Annotated in this window: 15 protein-coding genes; 6 read left to right on the top strand and 9 right to left on the bottom strand. The window is 72.1% G+C overall.

Translation table 11 applies throughout. The annotated features are described in order from the left end of the window. Positions 1-57: 57 nt before the first annotated feature. A complete protein-coding gene (locus WMF29_RS09090) occupies positions 58-864 on the top strand; it encodes a hypothetical protein (RefSeq protein WP_437328469.1) in 807 nt (268 codons plus the stop codon). A gap of 136 nt (positions 865-1000) precedes the next feature. On the opposite strand, the gene WMF29_RS09085 is transcribed toward WMF29_RS09090, so the two are convergent. The 4 genes from WMF29_RS09085 to WMF29_RS09070 are packed head-to-tail and all read right to left on the bottom strand — an operon-like array spanning position 1001 to position 5306. Beyond that, positions 1001-2029 carry a peptidyl-prolyl cis-trans isomerase gene (locus tag WMF29_RS09085; protein ID WP_437328468.1) on the bottom strand — a complete coding sequence of 343 codons (1029 nt, stop codon included), beginning with the start codon at positions 2027-2029 and terminating at the stop codon, positions 1001-1003. Then, positions 1941-2717 (bottom strand): hypothetical protein, encoded by a 777-nt coding sequence (locus WMF29_RS09080; protein WP_437328467.1) that lies wholly within the window; start codon positions 2715-2717, stop codon positions 1941-1943. Before WMF29_RS09080 ends, WMF29_RS09085 begins: the two co-directional genes overlap by 89 nt. A 24-nt stretch (positions 2718-2741) precedes the next feature. Beyond that, a complete protein-coding gene (locus WMF29_RS09075) occupies positions 2742-4136 on the bottom strand; it encodes a metallopeptidase family protein (RefSeq protein WP_437328466.1) in 1395 nt (464 codons plus the stop codon). Positions 4137-4166: 30 nt separating this feature from the next. Next, entirely contained in the window at positions 4167-5306 is a 1140-nt protein-coding gene (locus WMF29_RS09070) for a hypothetical protein (RefSeq protein ID WP_437328465.1), read from the bottom strand. Between the two features lie 309 nt (positions 5307-5615). Here WMF29_RS09070 and WMF29_RS09065 point away from each other — a divergent pair, with 309 nt between their 5' ends. The 3 genes from WMF29_RS09065 (at position 5616) to WMF29_RS09055 (ending at position 9330) form a co-directional block, all read left to right on the top strand. Then, positions 5616-6998, top strand: coding sequence for a sigma-54-dependent transcriptional regulator (locus WMF29_RS09065; RefSeq protein WP_272101373.1), 1383 nt, complete (start codon positions 5616-5618; stop codon positions 6996-6998). A 356-nt stretch (positions 6999-7354) separates the two neighbouring features. Next, positions 7355-8695, top strand: coding sequence for an AAA family ATPase (locus WMF29_RS09060; RefSeq protein ID WP_437328464.1), 1341 nt, complete (start codon positions 7355-7357; stop codon positions 8693-8695). Further along, positions 8692-9330: a hypothetical protein gene (locus WMF29_RS09055; RefSeq protein ID WP_437328463.1), complete on the top strand. Its 639-nt coding sequence runs from the start codon at positions 8692-8694 to the stop codon at positions 9328-9330. The genes WMF29_RS09060 and WMF29_RS09055 overlap by 4 nt, the downstream gene beginning before the upstream one ends. A gap of 821 nt (positions 9331-10151) precedes the next feature. On the opposite strand, the gene WMF29_RS09050 is transcribed toward WMF29_RS09055, so the two are convergent. After that, a complete protein-coding gene (locus WMF29_RS09050) occupies positions 10152-12965 on the bottom strand; it encodes a tetratricopeptide repeat protein (protein ID WP_437328462.1) in 2814 nt (937 codons plus the stop codon). Positions 12966-13223: 258 nt separating this feature from the next. Between WMF29_RS09050 and WMF29_RS09045 the strand changes: the two genes are divergently transcribed. After that, complete coding sequence (locus tag WMF29_RS09045; RefSeq protein ID WP_437328461.1) at positions 13224-14039, top strand: SDR family oxidoreductase; 816 nt, start codon at positions 13224-13226, stop codon at positions 14037-14039. Between the two features lie 16 nt (positions 14040-14055). Here the strand turns inward: WMF29_RS09045 and hemH are convergent, their stop codons facing one another. Further along, positions 14056-14958, bottom strand: coding sequence for a ferrochelatase (gene hemH / locus WMF29_RS09040; protein WP_437328460.1), 903 nt, complete (start codon positions 14956-14958; stop codon positions 14056-14058). A 105-nt stretch (positions 14959-15063) separates the two neighbouring features. Beyond that, positions 15064-15483: a hypothetical protein gene (locus tag WMF29_RS09035; RefSeq protein WP_437328459.1), complete on the bottom strand. Its 420-nt coding sequence runs from the start codon at positions 15481-15483 to the stop codon at positions 15064-15066. 214 nt (positions 15484-15697) lie between these two features. On the opposite strand from WMF29_RS09035, the gene WMF29_RS09030 reads away from it, so the two are divergent. Further along, positions 15698-16870 carry a hypothetical protein gene (locus tag WMF29_RS09030; protein WP_437328458.1) on the top strand — a complete coding sequence of 391 codons (1173 nt, stop codon included), beginning with the start codon at positions 15698-15700 and terminating at the stop codon, positions 16868-16870. A 58-nt stretch (positions 16871-16928) separates the two neighbouring features. Here the strand turns inward: WMF29_RS09030 and recO are convergent, their stop codons facing one another. Both recO and WMF29_RS09020 read right to left on the bottom strand, forming a co-directional pair. After that, a complete protein-coding gene (gene recO / locus WMF29_RS09025) occupies positions 16929-17648 on the bottom strand; it encodes a DNA repair protein RecO (protein ID WP_437328457.1) in 720 nt (239 codons plus the stop codon). Positions 17649-17708: 60 nt separating this feature from the next. Further along, the gene (locus WMF29_RS09020) at positions 17709-18143 is read right to left on the bottom strand and encodes a helix-turn-helix domain-containing protein (RefSeq protein ID WP_437328456.1); all 435 of its coding nucleotides are present in this window, start codon (positions 18141-18143) and stop codon (positions 17709-17711) included. Positions 18144-18209: the final 66 nt, after the last annotated feature.

Genomic DNA, 18209 nt, shown 5'->3' with positions numbered 1-18209 from the left:
GCTCGTGCGACGTAACCTTGATGGGAGTGGCCCTTGTCCGCTGCTCGAAGGTGCGCAATGGCCAAGAGATCTGCCAGCGTACGCCGTGAGCTCGCGCGGGACGACGAGACGTTCGATGTCCCCGCGGCGGTGCTCTGCGCGTGCTGCGGACAGCCCGACTGCGCCGGGTGCTCCGCGGCGAGCGACGAGGGCTCGGGGGTCGTCGCGATAGTCCCGTGGGAGCGCCCGGTCGGCGGGGTCTGGTCGCGGCTCTGGGCCACCTCGAGGGCGACCACGCTGGGAGCCGAGACGTTCTTCGCGACGATACCCGACGGCGCGCTCCCCGCGGCGATGCGCTTCGCCCTGTTGGCGGAGACGCTCGCGATCCTGTCGATGATCGCCGCGCTCCTGCCCCTCGTCGCGCTGGCGCTGCCGGGCCTGACGCTGGAGCTAGCTCGCAACCCGGCCGCACGCGCGAGCGCCCTCCAGTGGCTCGCTATCGGCGTTCCGGGGGTCACCGTGTGGATGGTGCTCGCGCACACCTTGCACGGCGCCGCGCTCGACCTCGGGGCGCGGCGTCAAGGCGCGCGGCCAGAGCGCCGGCGCGCGCTCCGCTTCGGGCTCTACGCATGCGGCTGGGATCTCATGGCTGGCCCGCTCGGCGCGCTGGCCATGCTCATCACGGGCGGCACCAAGGGAGCCGAGCAGGTCCTCTCGGCCTCGCTCCGGGTACCGGGCAAGGCCTCGATGGCGCTGCTCCTGGGCGTCTACGCGCTCCACCCCGACGCGGCGGAGCGCGCTCGACGCGCCGGAAGCATCGCCGCGCTCGCGCTCACCATTGCCTCCGGCTTCGCCGCCATCGCGCTCGCCATCGCCTTCAGCTGACACGCCGTTCAGCGCCCTCGGAGGCGGCGGCGCCGTTGACGGAGTCGCCCTCGGGGGGCGGCGCCGCTGACGGAGTCGCCCTCGGGGGGCGGCGCCGCCGAGGATGGCGAGCGCACGTCCGTGCGGGTCGGCCGCCTCAGCGCATGTCCTGGCGCGGCGCGGGCGAGGGCGGAGGCGCGCCTGGACGCCGGCCGCTCGCGAGGGTGCCCGGGCGCTTCTTCGGCTGCAGATCGCCCGTCGACGTGATGTCGATGAGGTCCACGAGCTCGGGGGCGTGACCGGATACGTCCTGCGCTCGCAGGCGATCGAGGAGCTGCTTCACCTGCGCCTCCGCCTTGCCGTGCGCGAGGATCTGACGGATCGACGGCGCCTCCTGCTCGAGCGAGCGGCTCACGGGTTTCTTGCTCTGGCGCCGCCACAGCACGGCAAAGCCATCGCCCTCGGGCACGGGCTCGGGCACGAGCTCCGCGTCCTTCACCCCGGCGGCGGCCGAGAGGAGCCCCGGGTCGACCTTCAGCCCCGGCTCGGCCGTGGTGCCATCGGACGCCACGAAGCCGAGATCGCCGCCGCGCATGTTCGTCGCCTTGTCGAGCGATTTCTCGCGCGCGATCTCCTTGAAACGCTGAGGGGACGGGTCCTTCTTCAGCTCGGCCAGGATCGCCTCGGCCTCCCCGCGCGTCGCGACGAGGATGCGCCAGAGCGCCACCATCGCCGGGGAGCTGAACCTGTCGCGGTTCGCCTCGTAATAGACACGGACCTCCTCGTCCGTCACCGGAGAGCTCGCCGCCGCCTCCGCCTGGATCCGCTGCAGCAGCGCGGAGCGCAGGACGCCGCGCACGCGATCCTGCACGTCGGCGCGCTCCGTGAGCTTCTGCGCGGCGGCCCCCTGGGCGAGGAGCAGCTCGCGCACGAGGACCTGGCTGACGAAGTTCTTCCGGATCTCGTCCGGGGTGCGCCCGAAGGTCTGGAGCTGGAACGGCGGGACCTGCGCGAGCCTGCGCTCGACCTCCGACGCCGTGATCGCCGCGTCGCCGACGCGCGCCACCGGGACGTCCGCCGCGGCCGCTGGCTGGGCCTCAGCGCGGAGCGACAGGCCGGTCGACGCCGCGCACACGACCGCCATGGCGGCCGCGCCGAGAGGGAGCTTCAGCGTTCTCGCGCGCATCGGAGCGGGTTATCCCCGCGCCGGCAGGCAAGGTCAAGCCGCCCCGCGGCGCTCCCTCGGCGGACACGCCGCGCTCGCCTCCGCGCTCCCCGCCCCGCAGAACCCCGGCCTTCCGCAGCGCGTGGGCGTCGAGCCCGACGAACCGGTACACGTCCGCAGAGAAACCGTAGGCGCGGTGGAGGTGCTTCAGGCCTTCCACGAGCTCGGCGGTCACCTCGACCGGGGGCGGTGGCGGGTACGCCTCGCGGATCGAGGCGAGCGGCTCGCCCAGCTCCAGGAGCTCCTCGACGCGCGACAGCACGTCGATCGGCTTGAGCGCACGCTTGCCTCGCCGCGCGACCCCCTCGGCCAGCTCGGCGAGCAGGCGCCGGCGCCGGCGCTCGGTACGGCCGTCTCCGGCGCGGCCGCCGCCGCCCAGGAGCAGCTCGTTGAACCGGCGCGCGGCCCGGCGCTTCTCGACCGCATCCGGACTTCCCCGGCGGTTCTGCGCACCGCCACCCCGCTTGGCTGGACGTGGCGCTTTGGTGGACCCGGCCGTGCCGGCCGGTGAGCTCTTCGTCTTCACGATCCTCGGCAAGAGCACAGCGGCGCTCGAGGAGCCGGTATTCCCCGGCACATCTTCTTGCTGTCCCAGCAGTATAGACAGCTCATCCTCCTGCTTCGAAGAAAGCGGCGGGCGCACGGTCACGCTCGCCCCGCGCGGCGCTGGACGTCAGCGCCCGCCTGCGCACCACGCGAGGGCCGTTCCGACGGCGGCGATCAGCCAGGCCGGCCACGTCGCGCGCACGAAGCCGGCGACGTCCGACAGGGCGCCGCGCCGCGCGCGCCGCACAGCCTCGGCGTGGCCCACCCGGCGCACCTGCTCGCGCGCGATCTGCTCGTGCTCCTCGTCGTCGAGCGGATCGCTGCCGGCCAGATGGTGCAGGTGATGTGTCACCTCATGGTCGATCGTCTCCTCGATCTCCGCGTCGATGTCGAAGCCGGGATCCTCGCGGGCTTCCGACCTGAACGTCCGATAGAAGATCCGGATCTCCGGAGGATGGGCGATCCCGAGCGCATCCGCGGGTGTCCCGGGCGTGTAGCATCCGAGCAGCGGCTCGCCTCCGTCGTCGCAGGTCGGCACCCCTGCGTCGATGAAGAGATCGATGTTCCGCACGCCGCGGGCCTCGTAGATGCGTCCGGCCGCAGCGCGGACGCGCTCCTCGAAGCCGTCGAGATCCGGAAAGGCGCTCGAGGCGCTCGCCCGAGCCCTCGTCCCTGCCCGCGTCGAGCGGGGCTCCCCGAGCTCGTCCGCGTCCGCTCCGTCCACTCCAGCAGCGCGCAGCGGGGCGCGCGCGAGCTCCCGCTCGAGCGGCACGTCGAGATCGTTGCGGGCGCCGCAGCCCTGGCAGCGGTAGACGGCGAGGAGCCGCGCGGGGTAGCGCGCCTCGTGGTAGAGGTCGACGATCGCCCCCCACGCCTCGTCGGGAGCGCTGGCGAGCGCGTCGGCGATCACCGGCGCGCGGCGCTCGCGGCCGAGCGCCGCGATCCCCATGGCCACCACCAGCGACGGCGTGATGCGGAGGACGCCATCGGCGGGCAGGCGGAGGAGCGGCATCGCTTCCTCGACCGTGCGCTCCACGAGGCGTACGGCGCGGCAGACGGCGCGACCCACGCGCAGCGCCGGGATCGGGCGCGAGACGCCGAAGTCGAACGGGCGATCGAGCTCTGGATCGTCGAGCTCGCCGTCGGTGAACGGCCCGATCTCCAGCAGGCTCGACGGAGCGACCTCGAACGGGGCGCTGCAGTTCTCGCAGGTGTAGGCGCCTGGCTCCTCGGGCACGATGCCGGCCGCAGCGAGGAGCGCGCGCAGGACATGGGCATCGGTGAGCGGGAGGCCAAGAGGATCCAGCGGCACGCCGCGCGCGTCGGCCAGGACCGACGGGCCCGCGAGGACCTGCACGTCGAGCGCGCACCTGCCGATGACCGCGCGCTCGACGCCGCGGCGTGCGGGAGCGCCGAAGACGGAGGAAGCGCGAGCGCGCGCGGCGGCGTCCGACAGGCGCGCCACGCCGCCGGAGGGGAGGTGGACCTGAGCGGGGAGCAGGCGTCGCGCGGGCGCAGGCATCGCGGCGGCCTATATAGCGGGTGGCTCGCCTCAGGGGTCCTCGGGACGCGACCGACCGCCGGCGGCGCCCTCGTCGGCCGGAGCGAGCGATCCCCACGGCTCGCGATCCCTGTCGGTCTCGGACGGCTCGCCCGCCGCGCGGCCGACGTCGAGGCCGGCGGCGCTGGCGAGCTCGGCGGCCACGGCCGCGGAGAGCGAGCCTCCGCTGAGCGGGGACGCGCCGGTGACGCTCGACACGGTCGACACGGGCGACGGCTCCGAGGAAGAACGATCCCGGCGGCGACCTCGAGCGAGCACCGGCGCGCGCTCCCCGTCGCCGGCCGGATCCGGCGCCGCCGCGCCCACACGATGGACGGTCGCGCGCAGCTGCACGCGTCCGAGCGACAGGCTCGCCGCGCTCGCGGGCGGCACGCTCGACGAGAGCTCCGCGCCCACGGGCCCGCCTGTCCCGAAATCGAGATAGCGGGTGATCGCCAGGGCGTAGATGAGCTTGCGTACGATGGGCTCCGGCGCGACCCCGGATCGGAGGAGCGCGGCGAGCGTGGGAGTGGAGCTCTCCAGCGCCTCGATCACGGCGAGCTCGCCCTCGCGGAAACCGAAACGGCCGGGCTCGAGGGCGGGGTGCAGGCGGAGGGGCACGGCCCCGATCCGCTCCAGGGTCCGCTGGAGGCGCGTCGAGCGCTCGCCGTGCTCGCGCAGCCCCGTCCAGAGCAGCGCGAGGGGATCGACCTTCGCGGGATCTCCCCCCCACTCGGCCAGCGCGTCGAGGCCGTCGAAGTAGCGGTACTTCGTCTCCGGAGGCAGATCGAACAGGCGCATCATCCGCCGCACGAACTGGACCTGGGCAAGCCAGTCGATGGTCGCGGCATCGACGCACCCCGACAGCAGCAGCACGTCCCCCAGGAGGCCCCTTGTCGCGAGCGCCTCCGCCAGGATCTCGGCGGTGATCACTCCCTCCTCGAGCAGGATCTCCCCGAGCCGGGCGTACCCGTCGCTCGGACGGATCTTCACGGGGTTCCCCCGGACGATCCGCAGCGTGTGCTCGGCGCCCGTGGGCTCCACCAGGATGAGCGCGCCGGTCAGCCGATGCTCGACGGCATAGACGAAAAGATGAGCGAACGGCGTCCGCTCCAGATCTCCTTCCGCCGTCGCGAGACCGTCGGGAGACATCCTGGGCCAAGCTACCATAGCGCGCGCAAGCCGGATCCCCCTTTCTCCACGCGCAGCGGCGCGGAAGCGGGCCTTGCGTCGCTGGTCCCGGAGCGCGCGGTGTTCACGCCGCCTCACGCCGCCTCACGCGTCGGGTCGCGGCCATGGATTCTTGCCGCCGCCGACGCGTGCTCGACGCACTCTCCACGCCCGTTCCATGCACTGGTTCCGGCGGAGTACGCCCGCGCTCCGGCAGGGTGCTCCGCGCTCCAGCGTCGGCGCGCAGCCGGCGGGCATCGGCCGCGGCGGTTCCGCGCTACGGTGGCAAACATGCCGCGCGGACATGTGCTGGTGCTCGACGACGAGCGGGCGATCTTGACGACCCTCCAGAAGGCCCTGTCGCTCGAGGGCTACACGGTCGACGTCGCCGGCGGCGTCGGGGTGGCCGAGGAGAAGCTCGCGAAGCGGAGCTACGACATCGCGCTCTTCGACGTATCGCTGCCCGACGGTGACGGCGTGGAGCTGCTCCAGCGGATACGCGTCGCCGGCTCGGAGCTGCCCGTCGTGATGATGAGCGGCCACGCGACGGTCGACGCCGCCGTCCGCGCGACACGGCTCGGGGCGATCGACTTCCTGGAGAAGCCGCTCTCGACCGATCGGCTGCTGCTCGTGCTCGAGAACACCCTGCGCCTCGTCCGCGCCGAGGCCGAGGCGAAGGCGCTGCGGACGCAGACCGGCCAGGTCGGCGAGCTCATCGGAGAGAGCCGGGCGATGCTCGACCTGCGCGAGCAGATCGCGCGCGCGGCGAAGGCGACCGCGACGGTCTTCGTGACGGGCGAGCGCGGCACCGGCAAGGAGCTCGTCGCGCGCGCGATCCACGGCGCGTCGAAGCGGGCGCGCGGGCCGCTCGAGAAGATGAACTGCGCCGCGGTCCCGAGCGAGCTCATCGAGAGCGAGATGTTCGGGCACGAGGCCGGCGCGTTCACGGGCGCCACGAAGCAGCGGCGAGGGAAGTTCGAGCGCGCGAGCGGCGGGACGCTGTTCCTCGACGAGGTCGGGGACATGCCGCTCGCGATGCAGGCGAAGCTGCTCAGGGTGCTCCAGGAGCGGGAGATCGAGCGCGTGGGCGGGCACGAGACGATCAAGGTCGACGTGCGCGTGGTGGCGGCGACGAACCGCGACATCGAGGCGGCGTGCCGGGAGGGGCAGTTCCGGCCGGATCTCTACGATCGGCTGAACGTGCTGCCGCTGTCGCTGCCGCCGCTCCGCGCGCGGCGCGAGGACGTGCCGCTGCTCGCGCGGCATTTCCTCGCGCTCGCGACGCAGGCGAACGATCGGCCCGGGATGGCGTTCACGGACGGCGGGATGAGCATGCTGGTCGCCTACAGCTTCCCGGGGAACGTGCGGGAGCTGCGCAACATCATCGAGCGGCTGGTGATCCTGACGCCGGACGAGACGATCGACGAGGGCGACGTGAAGGTCTGCCTCGGAGGGCAGCAGGCCGCGATGAAGGGCGGGCTCTTCCGGCCGGGGGTGCCGTTCCGTGTGCTCGCGGAGGAGGCGGAGCGGACCATCCTGGAGGAGGCGCTCGGCCATCATGGAGGGCAGATGGCCGCGACGGCCCGCGGGCTCGGGCTCGAGCGGAGCCACCTGTACAAGAAGTTCAAGGCGCTCGGGCTGCGGGGGGACAAGGGGGAGGCGGAGGACGAGTAGGCCGCCAAGGGAGGCGGCCCTGCCGGGGGGCCGCGCCGAGGGGAGGGTCTGCGCGGCGGCCGCGGGTGGGCGCTCGGCCATCCGCCGAGGCGGGAGCGTGGAGCTTGCGCATGGACCACCGCCCGGCATGTCTCCCTTCGGGCCTTGCCACCTGGGACGTTTCGTCGCGCGCCACACAAGGCGCGCCTGAGACGTGGAGCCTGCTGGGACCTTATGGCACCTCGGTCGGTGCTCGCCGCGCCCCCCCGCGGCCGCCGCGCAGACCCTCCCCTCGGCGCTACGGGCGTCGAAGGACGGGCGCACCGGCAGCGCGACGCATGGCCTGGACCGCGGAGGGTGTGGTACGCGGAACCACGATGCTGCGATCGCTGCACCTGGAAGGCGTGGGGCCGGCCGACCGGCTCGACCTGGAGCTCGGCGAGCGGCTCAACGTGCTCACCGGCGACAACGGGCTCGGCAAGAGCTTCGTGCTCGAGGTCGCATGGTGGGCGCTCACCGGAACGTGGACGGATCGGCCGGTGCTGCCGCAGCCGGGCAAGGAAGAGAGCGCGCGCATCTCGGGAGAAGCCGAGCCGGGCACCAGCTCGGGCCAGTTCGAGAGCAAGTACGAACGCGTTGCTCAGCAGTGGCGCGACAGGTTTGATCGCGACATGAGCGTCGGCTTGGTCTCGACCCCCGCCGGCATCGATGTCCCTTCGTGGGTGCAGGACACGGCTCCCGTGCTCTACATCCGAACGAATGGCGCGTACTCGCTCTGGGATCCGCATCGACAGAACTTGCCAACGAACAGCCCCAAGTTTTACCCGCTCGTGAGATTCCCGCTGAATCCCATCCCTTATCTCTTCGAGGAGAACCAGATATGGAATGGCCTCAGGCGCGACGAGAAGCCGTTCTGCAACGGGCTCGTCCAGGACTGGGTAACCTGGCAGCTCGAGGCGGCGGGCGGCGACGAGAACCACCCGTTCCATCTCCTCTGCCGCGTGCTCGACCAGCTCTCCCACCCCGAGGAGAAGATGACGCCCGGCAAACCGGTGCGGCTCTACCTCGACGACGTGCGCAAGTTCCCGACTATCGAGCTGCCGTACGGCACGATCCCCATCGTCCACGCGTCCGCCGGGATGAAGCGGATCCTCGAGCTCTCCTACCTCATCGCGTGGTCGTGGTCGGAGCACGTGCAGGCGTCACGCCTGATCAGCTGGAAACCCTCGGACCGCATCGTCGTGCTGATCGAGGAGCCCGAGACGCACCTGCACCCCAGGTGGCAACGCCACATCGTCCCCGCGCTCCTCGGCGCTCTGAGCGGGCTCGCCCCTTCGATGCGTGCGCAAGTGCTGCTGACGACGCACTCGCCCCTCGTGCTCGCGTCGATGGAGCCGCACTTCAAGCCGGCCAGGGACAAGCTGTTCGTGTTCGAGCTCGACGGCGCCGACGTGACCGTGCGCGAGCTCCCCTGGGCGAAGCGCGGCGATGCAATCGGCTGGCTGACGTCGCCGGTGTTCGGCCTGGAGCAGGGGCGCTCGATCGAGGCGGAGCGGGCCATCGAGGCTGCAGAGGCGCTCATGCGCGGCGAGACCAACGCGCTGCCGGAGGGGCTCAGGACCGAGGAGGAGATCCATCGGGAGCTCGTGCGCCTCCTGCCGGATCAGGATCGCTTCTGGCCGCGTTGGATCGTGCGCCGGGAGCGGGCGGGCGCATGATCCCGTTCGAGCGCGCGCCTGAGCCCGCGGACTTCGATGCCAACGTTCGACAGCCCGGCCAGCGATGGCTCGCCAAGGGCGACGCCAGGAGCACGCCGGGCTACTGGCGGCGCGCTGCGCGCGACCTCCGGGCGGCCTTCAAAGACCTGTGCGGCTACACGGCGATGTGGCTGTCGGCGCCGGGGACCGTCGACCATTTCGTCTCGCGAGACGAAGATCCCAGTCTCGCGTACGAATGGACCAACTTCCGCTACGCGGCTGCATGGATCAACAGCAGCAAGAGCGCGCTCCGCTCCGACCAAGTGTTGGATCCATTCGAGGTCGGGGACGGCTGGTTCGAGGTGCTCCTCCCCTCGTGTCAGATGGTGCTGACCGATCGCTGTCCGCCAGAGCTCCGCGAGCGCGCCCAGACCATGCTGAAGCGGCTCAAGCTCGGCCATGGCGAGAGCGTCGTCTCCTTCCGGCAGGAGTGGTACCGGATGTACTGCGAGGACGGGCTTCCCCTCGAGATCCTCGCCCGCAAGGCGCCCCTTATCGCGCGCGCGGTGCTGAAGCAGCGGGAGCAAGCGACCGCCGAGCCGACGGCAAGCGACGGTGCCCCGCGCTCCGCGCAAGAGGAAGCGTCGGGCGCATGACCGCTGCCGCGCCGCGGAAATTGGCCGTGGAGAAATGTTCGCCCAGCAGCGTCTGCCCCCGACCGGCAGACGTCACACCAGAGCCTGTCGCATAAATCGCCGGCCAGGCTTCTCAGAAGGCGCGGTGCCATCAAGTAAGGAGGTACTGGCGACCGCTTCCGGTTCTCAAAGGCTCCCGGCTGCCTCCCCCGGACCGTTTCCGGTTCGCCGAAGGCTCCCAGCTGCCTCCCCGTAACCATTTCCGGTTCGCCGAGGGCTCCCAGCTGCCTCCCCGTAACCATTTCCGGTTCGCCGAGGGCTCCCAGCTGCCTCCCCGTAACCATTTCCGGTTCGCCGAGGGCTCCCAGCTGCCTCCCCGTAACCATTTCCGGTTCGCCGAGGGCTCCCAGCTGCCTCCCCGTAACCATTTCCGGTTCGCCGAGGGCTCCCAGCTGCCTCCCCCCGAACCGTTTCCGCTTCGCTGGCGGGCGGAACTGCGCATCTTCACCGAGCGCGCAGCGATTTTGACCTGGCACCACGCGAGCGCCGGAGGGGGTCTCCGCGCGGCAGGGCGCGGGTGGGCGCGGCGAGCACCGACCGAGGTGCCATAAGGTCCCGGAGGGCTCCACGTTTCAGGCGCGCCTTGTGTGGCGCGCGACGAAACGTCCCAGGTGGCAAGGCCCGAAGGGAGACATGCCGGGTGGTGGTCCATGCGCAAGCTCCGCGCTCCCGCCTCGGCGGATGGCCGAGCGCCCACCCGCGCCCTGCCGCGCGGAGACCCCCTCCGGCGCGTGCAGTCGGCATTTCCGCCCTCCCCTCGTCGCCGTTCCGAGCCCCGAGCCTCAATCCGGCATCGCCCGCGGCGCAGGCGGCGACGCGCCCTTCATCGCCTTCTGGTACTCGAGCGCCTGCTTCGCGTAGTCGTCTCGCTTCATCTTCGCGTACGCCTTGGCGAGCTCCCCGTAGATCTCCGCCGCATCCCCCGGCTTCGACCCGGACAGGAGCGCGCTGTTCAGCTCGTAGATCGCCGACACGTGCCGCCCCGTGCGCGCCAGCGCCCGCGCATAGAGCCGGTGGATCTCCGGGTTCGCCACGTCGACGAAGATCGCGCCCTCGCCGACCTTGCGCGCCTCCTCCCACGCGCCGCGCTCCACGAGCAGCCGGAGCAGCCGCCGCCAGACACGGCGATCGTGCTGATCGAGGAGCGCGAGCCGGCGCAGCGCCGAGAGCTCGCCCGCAGCGTCCTTCTGCCGGCGCGCGAGGTCGCAGAGCCCCTGGAGCGGCTCGGCCTGCGTGGGATCCTGGCGCGACGCCGCCTCGAGGTTCGCCTTCATCTTCGCCGCGTCCTTCTTCAGCTCGGCGAGATCGGCGAGCTTCATCCGCACGACGTAGCCGTCGTTCCCGTCGGCGATCATCTTGCTCAAGAGCCTCGCCGCCTCGTCGGGCTTCTTCTCGGCGAAGGCCGCCCGCACCTTCAGGTAGGTCGCGTCAGGCTGCTTCGGATCGACCCGCAGCGCCTCGGCGAGCACCGCCTCGCCCTCCTGGCGCTGCCCGTCCTCGAACAGCGCGAGCGCGAGCTCGACGAGCCGCTTCGCGTCCTTCGGAGCGCGCGCCGCCGCCTTGCGCGCCTCGTCGAGCGGCGGCGCGTGCAGATCCGGGACGTACTGCTTCTCGTAGCGCTCGAGCCGGGGCTTCAGCCACGCGCGGAAGCGCCGATCGAGCTCCTCCGCGCTGATCCCGAGCGACTCCTTCACCACCTCCTGCGTCCGCTTGCCCGCGGCCCACCGGGGCAGCATCGAGACCACCTTCGGGAAGCCGAACTCGCCCGCCATGAAGACCACGATCTGGCTCGCCGCAAAGTAGGCCATCGTCACGTCCTCGATGTTGTCGACGTGCGTGAACGCCCGGTTGAACCCGTCGACCGCCGGGATCCTCCCGCCCTTCAGGGCGGCGAACAGCGCCGGATCTTCCTCGCGGTGCCACTCGGGCCGCCGCACGATCGTCTCGTACTCGCTGAGCCCCTCGGTGAACCAGCGCGGGACGTGGTTCTTCGAGAGCTGGATCGCGAAGACGTGCCCGAGCTCGTGCCACAGCACGTTCCCCCAGTTGAACTCCCCCGCCGCCGGGCTCAGCGCCGCGAGCGTCTGGCCGAAGCAGACGCCCTGGATGCCCACGTTGGGCAGGCCGCTCGTCCTGACGCTGAAGTTCTCCGTCGACGCATAGAGCTCGATCGAGACCGGGACCTTCGGCGTGAAGCCGTACCGCTTCACCATCGAGCCCCACGCCTCCTCGAGCATGCGCGGCACGTACCGCTCGAGGATCGCCCGCTCCTGCTTGTGGTAGCGGACGCGGAACGTCTGCCCCTCCACGGTCACGTACTGCGTCGCGATGTCCTTCTCGTAGAGGTTCAGCGTGTTGAAGACCCGCACGTTGAAGCGGTCCTTGTCCCACGCCTTCTGCAGCGAGAGCACGCCGCTCTTCTCGTCGCCGGCGCGGATCAGGTTCAGGCCGAGCGTGGCGTGCGCCTTCGCGTCGTCCGGATCGACCTGCGTCGCCTCCCCCATCATCTTGACGATGTCGTCGTAGCGGTGCTCCCACTCCGCGAACTCCCCGACGATCTGGAAGAACCGCGAGAACCCCGGGTTCAGGCCGAGCACCTTCGCCTTGATGGCCTCGAAGCCGGCCGCGTCGTCGGCGAGGAAGCGGCCCGCCGCCTTGATCGAGAGCAGCTCGAGATCGTTCGGGTTCACCTTGAGCCCGCGGTCGGCTGCAGCGTCCGCGGCGTCGATGTCCATGTCGCGGAGCGCGAGCCCGGCGCGGACGAAATACGCCTCGGCGAGGTTCGGGTTCACGGAGAGCGCCTGCGCGACCTCGCTGTCGGCGCCGCCGAAGTCCATCGCGCTCTCGAGCTTGACGCGCGCCATGGCGACGCGGGCAAACGGATCCTTCGGGGCGAGCTTGAGCGCCTCCTTCACGACCTGCCCGGCGTGGCCGGGGTCGTATTTGTCGAGGAACAGCTCGGCCCGCCAGAGCAACGTCTCGACGCGCTGCTTGCCGCCCACCTTCTCGGCCGCGTTGAACGCGTCGTTCGCGTCACGCGCGCTCCGGAGCAGGTGCGCCGCGCGCCCGACAAGCGACAGCCCCTCCGCGTCGCTCGCGGTGATCTTGTCGTCGTTGTAGTCGTCGATGATCGTCATCAGCGGCGCGCGCGCCTCGCCCCGCTTGCCCGACTCGATCAGGAGCTCGCCGAGCATGAGCCGCGCGCGGCGGGCGTCGTCCTCCCGCTCCACCTCGCGCACCGCCGCGATCGCCTCGGCCATCTTCCCGCGGCGCGCGAGCGCCTCGGCCCGGAGCGGCGCGGCGGCGATCCGCGCCTCCTTGCCGAGCGCGGCGGCGGCCTTCGCCGTCTTCGCCGCGTCGTCGTAGCGGCCCGTGAGCAGCTCGATCCGCGCCTTCGCGAGCAGCGCCGCGGCGCGCTCCTTCCCGCCCTGGAGGCCGAGGACGACCTTCTCGGCCTCCGCGTAGTCGCCCTGCGCGAGGAGCGCCTGCACGCGCGAAAGCGAGGGGGGCGGCTCGCCGGAGGCGGGAGCGGGGGCCGCGCAGGCGGCGGCGACGAGGAGAGCGGCAAGAGAGCGGCGGATCGAGTGGCTTCGCATGTCACCCCGTGCGCAACGATGCGCGACCGTTCGTCATCGTGCACAACCGCACGCAAACGAACGCAGACGAACGCAGACGAACGCAGACCTACGCAAAACGAACGCAAACCTACGCTGAGACTCGGCGCCCGGTCGAGCCGGGAGAGGCCATCGTAACCGACACCGCCGGCGCGACCGAGCGGCGAGAGGCCGAGCATGCGCGAGCGCGCGAGGGCGCGCCAGAGCGCGCGCTCCCGCGATCGTGGTATGCGGGCGTCCATGGCAAGCGAGCTCGCCGGTCGGGTCGTTCTCATCACGGGCGCGTCGTCGGGCATCGGCGAGGCCCTCGCCCGGGAGGTCGCCCGGCGCGGCGGCCGGGTCGTCCTCGCGGCGCGGCGGGCCGAGCGGATCGAGGCGCTCGCGACGGAGATCCGGCGATCCGGCGGCGAGGCGCTCGCGACCCCGTGCGACGTCACGCGCGACGGCGACGTGGAGCGCGCCGTCGCGCAGGCGAGCGAGGCGTTCGGGGGGATCGACATCGCCATCGCGAACGCAGGGTTCAGCGTGGCGGGACGCGTCGAGGATCTCGCGCTCGACGATTTCCGCCGGCAGCTCGAGACCAACGTCTTCGGCGCGCTGCGCACCGTGAAGGCCGCGCTGCCGGAGCTCAAGCGATCGCGCGGCGGCGTCGCGCTCGTCGGCAGCGTCCTCGGCTACCTCGCGGTCCCCGGGGTGGGCGCCTACACGATGAGCAAGTTCGCGGTGCGCGCCCTCGCCGAGACGCTGCGCGCGGAGCTCCGCGCCGAGGGCGTCGCGGTCACGCACGTCGCGCCGGGGTACGTGGCGAGCGAGATCCGCCTGATCGACAACGCGGGCAACCTGCACGAGGGCGCCCAGGATCCCGTGCCGCGCTGGCTCGTCATGCCGGCGCAGACGGCGGCGCGACAGATCATGGACGGCATCGTCGCGCGGCGCGCCGAGGTGGTCGTCACCGCCCACGGCAAGCTCGGGGTGTCGCTCTCGAGGCACGCCCCGGGGCTCCTCCGCGCGACCGTGTCGAGGCTCCCGCGCAAGCGCCGCGTCAGCGAGCGCTGAGCCGGCGCGGCGCCGCCTACGGCGCGGCCCGCGCGAGCTCGCGTCGGACGAGCGCCTCCAGGGCGTCGATGAAGCGCGGCCGTGTGTTCACGGCCGGCGCCCGGGAGAGCCGCGCGAGGCCCGCCTCACGGGCGAATACCTGCGCCTCCACGTCGAGATCGTAGAGGGTCTCGACGTGATCCGCGACGAAGCCGATCGGCGCGATCAGCGCCTCCCGCACGCCGCGCGCGGCGAGGCCGGCGAACGTCGACCGCAGATCCGGACCGAGCCAGGCGTCGCCGGTCATGCCCTGGCTCTGGAAGGCGACGAGCACCGGGTTCCCGCGAGGGGCGATGCGGCGCTCCACCTCGGCGGCCATCGCGCGGAACTGGCGCTCGTACGGATCTCCGGCGGCGATGATCCGCTGCGGGAGGCTGTGGGCCGAGAGGATCACCGCCGCCTTCGCCCGGCTCTCCTCGGGGACGCGCGCGAGCGCCTCGTCGATCACCTCGACGAAGGCGTCGATCAGCGCCGGCTCGAGCCCCCACGCGGGCACGCACCGGACCTCCATGCCGCCCTGCTCGGCGGCCGCGTCGCGGACGACGGCGTGGTAGACGTCGACGGACTGCGGCGCGAGCGGCAGCGAGACGACGCGCCTCACGCCGCTGCGGTGGAGCGCGCCGAGCACCTCGGCCGGATACGGGTGCCAGAGGCGCCCGGCGATGGCGACCGGGAGACCGAGCCTCGCGGCGAGCGCGTCCGCCTGGGCTTGCGTGATGCGCATGAGCGGCGAGCCGCCGATCGCCTCGAAGCGGCGGCGGACCTCGTCGATCACCTCTGGCGGGGCCGGCCTGCCGCGGCGGATGTTGGTGACGAATGCGGGCAGATCGTCGAGCCGCTCGACGGTGCCGTGGCAGCTGAGGAGGACGGCGGTGGTCACGGCGCCACTCTACATCGCCGCCGCGGGAGCAGCGCAGCCCTCGCCGCGCAAGCAACGCGGCCCTCGACGGCGCGTGGGGCGGCACCGCCGCTCGCCGGCGCTGGCTCAGTCCGCGTCCCAGGCGACGAGGACGCGATCGTGGCCGATGAGGCCGTTTTTCTTGCGGGCCAGGTGCTGCGCGACGACCCGATCACCGGCGGCATAGACGCGCACCTCCATGTACGCCAGCCCCTCATCGGTCTCGATTCCATCCAGGATCTCCGTCGAATCGAGCTGGCGCTCCCAGTCCGAGACCGGATCGCGGAAGAGGTCGCTCTTGAGCCGCTCCATGATCGCTTGCCTCCCGCGGGTGACGCTGGGGTGGGCCGGCGGATCGCGGCTGCTCACCTCCTCGATCACGGCGTCTTCCGCGTAGATCCGGGAGAGGGCCTCGATGTCCTTGTCCCCCAGGGCACGGGTGATCTCTGCGAGCAGTCCACCGTTCACCCGCTGGGCCGAGGGTCGCGTCCGCGCCGAGCCTTCCATGCACGCTTGCATGGGACGCAGCGGCGCAGGCGTCGAGCCCGTGCCAGGGCTGCGCGGCGACGGTGACGGAGGGCTGCATCCCGGCAGCGGTGACGGATGCGACAGACCAGCGCTGAGCTCGGTGGGCAGCCCTCCTCCACAGGGCCACCAGCCGAGATCGCGCGGCCGGCGGCGAGTTGCAGCGCCCGGGCGGACGTGATGAATAAGGAAGGTTATGACGCAGCGCCGCACGGTCGTGCTCGCCGATCTCCATCTCGTGCGCCAGACGCCGCGCGACGTGACCGCCGATCTTGCCCGGTTCGTGGAGGCCCACCGGGGGGCACGCATCGTGGTCGCTGGCGATCTGTTCGATCTCTCCTCCGAGTCGCCCTGGATGCCCCGGCCGCGCGCGCTGCGCGAGGCGCTGCGCGCGCACCCGACCGCGCGGGCGGCGCTCGCCGAGCACCTCGACCGGGGCGGCGAGCTCTGGCTGGCGGGTGGCAATCACGACGCCGAGGTCGGGGCGCCCGACTTCCCCGTGGCGCTGGCGGAGGCGCTCGAGGTGACCGGCGAGGCCCGGTCGCGGATCCGGACGACGCCCTGGTTCTTCCGCGAGGGGGCAATCCACTTCGAGCACGGCCACCTCTACGATCCGGACAACGCCCCGGCTCACCCGCTCGTGGTCGGCGAGCGCAGCCTCGGCGTTCACTTCGTCGAGGAGTTCATCGCGCCGACCGGCGCGCACCGTTATCTGCAGGCGAACGATCAGACGCCGCTCAGCTTGTTCCTGTCGGCGTTCACCTGGTACGGCCCTCGCGCGCCCTACGTCATCTACCGCTACTTCCACGCGGCGATCGGCGCGATGTTGAAGAGCGGCCCGCTCTACCGCGCGGAAGGCGAGGCCGCGGTGGGGGAAGCGGCCATGGAGCGCTTCGCGCACGAGCTCGGGGTGCCGCGCGCGATGGCAGACGCGCTCGTCGGGCTCGGGGCCACGCCGACCCTGGAGAGCGCGGCGCGCACGTTCACGCGGCTGTACTTCGATCGCGTGATCGCAACCTTGTCGATGGGCGCCGGGATCGCAGCGCTCGGGCTCGGCGCGCGGGGGACCGGCGCCGCGGCGCTCGGGCTCGGCGCGCTGCTGATGGGCGCGAGCTGGGCGAGCGGGCACAACCGCTACGCCGGCACGGTCGCCGAGCGCCTGGCCGAGAGCGCCAGCCGCGTCGCGAGGACGACAGGCGCGAAGCTGGTCGTCTTCGGCCACACGCACCGCGAGGCGCTCGGCGACGGTTACGCGAACACCGGCAGCTTCTCGTTCCCACGCGCCGCGCCCGGCCGGCCCTACGTGGAGATCGAGGGATCGCCCGAAGCCCCCCGCGCGGCGACCCGCTTCTGGCGAGCCGTGGCGTGACTCCGAACCGCTAGAGCGCCGCCGAGCGGCTGCCACCCGCACAGGAGGCGGCCGCCGCTCAGCTGCCGCTCGCGTGCGCCGTGAGCGCGCCCTCTACTAAGTCGAGCGCGAGCGGGACGTCCTCTTCCGGGATCGGCGCGCCGCCGAGCATCGCTGCCAGCAGCCGCTCCCTCGGCTCCGGCCGCAACACGACAGGGCCGCCGCCACAGGCCCGGCAGACGAGGCCGCCGCGCGCCGGGTCGGCACAGGCCGACTGCGTCGCGTCGCAGGCGCGCCCGCAGCGGACACACTGCGTGAGCTCGAGGCCCCAGCCGAAAGCGACGAGCAGGCGCAGGCCGGTCTCCGCCAGCAGCGCCTGGGGAGGAGGCGTGGACACCTCGTCGAGGCGGTCGAGCAGCTGGTTCAGCTCGCGCCACGCCGCCTGCTCGGCGGTGTGCGCCGGCGCGATCTCCCGCACCCAGCGCAGCGCGCGCCCGGCCACCTCGAGGCGCCCGAGATCCCCCGCGAGGCGCAGACGCGGGCGCTCGATCGCCGCTTCCGTGAGCTGGGCGAGCTCCGCGCCAGGACGGATCTCCAGGGTCACGCGGAGCAGGTGCATCGGCTCGAGCGCCGGGAAGCGCTTGGCCGAGCGGCGCGCGCCGCGCGCCGTGGCAGAGATGAGCCCCCCCTGCTCGGTGAAGAGCCCGACCAGGAGATCGGCTTCACCGAAAGGTACACGCCGGACCAGAAGCGCCCCGGTCCGGAGGCGCTCCGTCCGCGGGCGAACCGATCGAGGCATGGCAGATACCGGCGGGTTACGACGTGAACCGCGCGCGAGCGCGCGGCGAAAATTTGGCCCTCAGACCGAGAGGGAGGTACTCGCCCTCGCGCGGGTACCCTCCGACAGCTCCGGCGGCATGTCGTGGCCGCGGGGCCTGAGCACGATGCTGAGCGCCAGCGTGAAGAGGATGAGCAACAACACGAACGCGATCGCGACCCCGAAGCGCCTGCTCTGGGTGCGGCGCGCGGGCGCCGCGATGGGCAGCGGTGTCACCAGCGCGATCCGGCGGCTCGCCGTGTATCGGGCCAACACCTCCTCCATCGGGAGCGAGACCGCGCGAGCGTACGCCTTCAAGAACCCGCGAACGAACACCTCGCCAGGCAGGTCGTCGAAATGATCTGCCTCGATTCGCTCGATGGAGATCACCGGGATGCGCGTGGCGCGGGCGACTTCCTCCACGCTCATGGCTCGAGCCTCACGCGTGCGTCTCAGGTAGCGTCCGATCGACTCCATCCCATTCCACCCATCGTCATTCGGTCGTCACTCTACTCACCCTGAGAACCGTTGCTCAACCCCCTA

It is taken from the genome of Sorangium sp. So ce381 (assembly GCF_051473845.1).
Lineage (GTDB): Bacteria > Myxococcota_A > Polyangia > Polyangiales > Polyangiaceae > Sorangium > Sorangium atrum.
The sequence above is the reverse complement of the archived record's forward strand: the minus strand, read 5'-3'. Positions and strand labels throughout refer to the sequence as shown.